Source organism: Roseicyclus sp., assembly GCF_052168335.1.
GTDB lineage: Bacteria > Pseudomonadota > Alphaproteobacteria > Rhodobacterales > Rhodobacteraceae > Roseibacterium.
The window spans coordinates 1-1486 of sequence record NZ_JBQLZP010000019.1 but is presented as its reverse complement, the minus strand read 5'-3'; the positions used below and the strand labels follow the sequence as shown (position 1 = coordinate 1486).

Genomic DNA, 1486 nt, shown 5'->3' with positions numbered 1-1486 from the left:
GCGGGAAGACCGGGATCGTGCCCGGGAGATCGGCGGCGGTCATCATGGGGCGCGACCTAGCCTGCCGCACCGCTCAGGCAAATATCATCGAGCTGAGCCGGCGACGCCCCTTCTGGGCCACCGGATCGGTGGGCTTGAGCGCATCGAAGATCGTGAAGAGCTGCGCCTTGGCGGCGCCGTCGTTCCACTCCCGGTCGCGGCGGAAGAGCTCGAGCAGCTGTTCGACCGCCTCCTCCACGTTGCCCGCGGCATGGAGCGCCTGCGCATAGTCGAAGCGCGCCTTGTGATCGTTCGGATCGGCCTCCACGGAGGCCGACAGCTCCGTCAGCGGACCCGCGTTCGCCGCCTGCCGGGCGAGCGCGATCTGCGCGCGCGCGGCTTCGACCTCGGGCGCGTGCGCGATCTTGGCGGGCACGTCCTTGAGGAGCGCCTCGGCCTCGTCGAGCTGGCCCATGGCGATCTGGGCGCGCGCGAGACCGCCGAGCGCACCCGCGTGCTCCGGCTCCTCGCCGAGGATGGCCGCGAAGGTCTGCGCGGCATCCTCGAGCGCGCCCTCGGCCAGCATCTGCTCGGCCGCCTCGAGCGCCTCGGACAGGCCGCCGTCGCCCGCGAGCGAGATCAGGCGGTTGATGAACTCGGTGATCTGGCCCTGCGGAACGGCGCCCTGGAACATGTCCACGGGGCGGCCATCGAAAAACGCCACGACGGTCGGGATCGACTGGAGCGGCAGGCCCTGCTGCGCCAGCGCGCCCGCCAGACGCTGCTCCTTGTCGACGTCGATCTTGACCATGCGGACCTTGCCCTTCGCGGCCGTCACTGCCTGCTCCAGCATCGGCCCGAGCGTCCGGCAGGGACCGCACCAGGTGGCCCAGAAGTCGACGATGACGGGCACCTCGCGGCTGCCCTCGATCACGTCGGCCATGAAGGTGGCCTCGGTCCCGTCCTTCACCAGGTCGCCCGGCACCGCGGCCTTGTTCTGGGACTGCCCAAGCTCAAGCATCACGTTCCTCCGGCATCGTTGTTTCCGTCAAATTCCGTTCGGTTCTATATGCGCGCGCGGCGTCCCTGCGCCAAGGGGCGATCAGAGATCGAAGGTCGCAAAGACCGGCGCGTGGTCGGAGGGCTGCGTCCAGCCGCGCGCGGCGCGCAGGATGCGGCTCGAATGCCCGGCATTCGCGATGTCGGGCGTGGCCCAGATATGGTCGAGGCGGCGGCCCTTGTCGGCGGCATCCCAGTCCGGCGCGCGGTAGGACCACCAGCTGTAGAGGAGCCCCTCGGGGATGTCGCGGCGCGTGATGTCGATCCAGGCGCCCGCCTCCTGCGTCTGGCCGAGATGCTCGACCTCGATCGGTGTGTGGCTGACGACCTTGAGGAGCTGCTTGTGGCTCCAGACGTCGTCCTCGCGCGGGGCGATGTTGAGATCGCCCACGAGGATCGACCGTGCGGGCCGCGAACCGTGGGACCAGCCCAGGCTCTGGCTGGGCGA

Annotated in this window: 2 protein-coding genes; both read right to left on the bottom strand. The window is 70.0% G+C overall.

What is annotated here, in order from left to right; all coding sequences use genetic code 11:
- Window positions 1-73: 73 nt before the first annotated feature.
- Window positions 74-1000, bottom strand: a complete 927-nt coding sequence (locus tag ACTS11_RS00710) for a tetratricopeptide repeat protein (protein ID WP_442638437.1) — start codon at window positions 998-1000, stop codon at window positions 74-76.
- Window positions 1001-1081: 81 nt separating this feature from the next.
- On the bottom strand, window positions 1082-1486 hold a 405-nt coding region (locus tag ACTS11_RS00705; protein WP_442638436.1), incomplete at its 5' end, for an exodeoxyribonuclease III.

Bases quoted from the DNA above. Each gene is read 5' to 3' on its own strand.
- ACTS11_RS00710 (WP_442638437.1), bottom strand. From the start codon at position 1,000: ATGCTTGAGCTTGGGCAGTCCCAGAACAAGGCCGCGGTGCCGGGCGAC.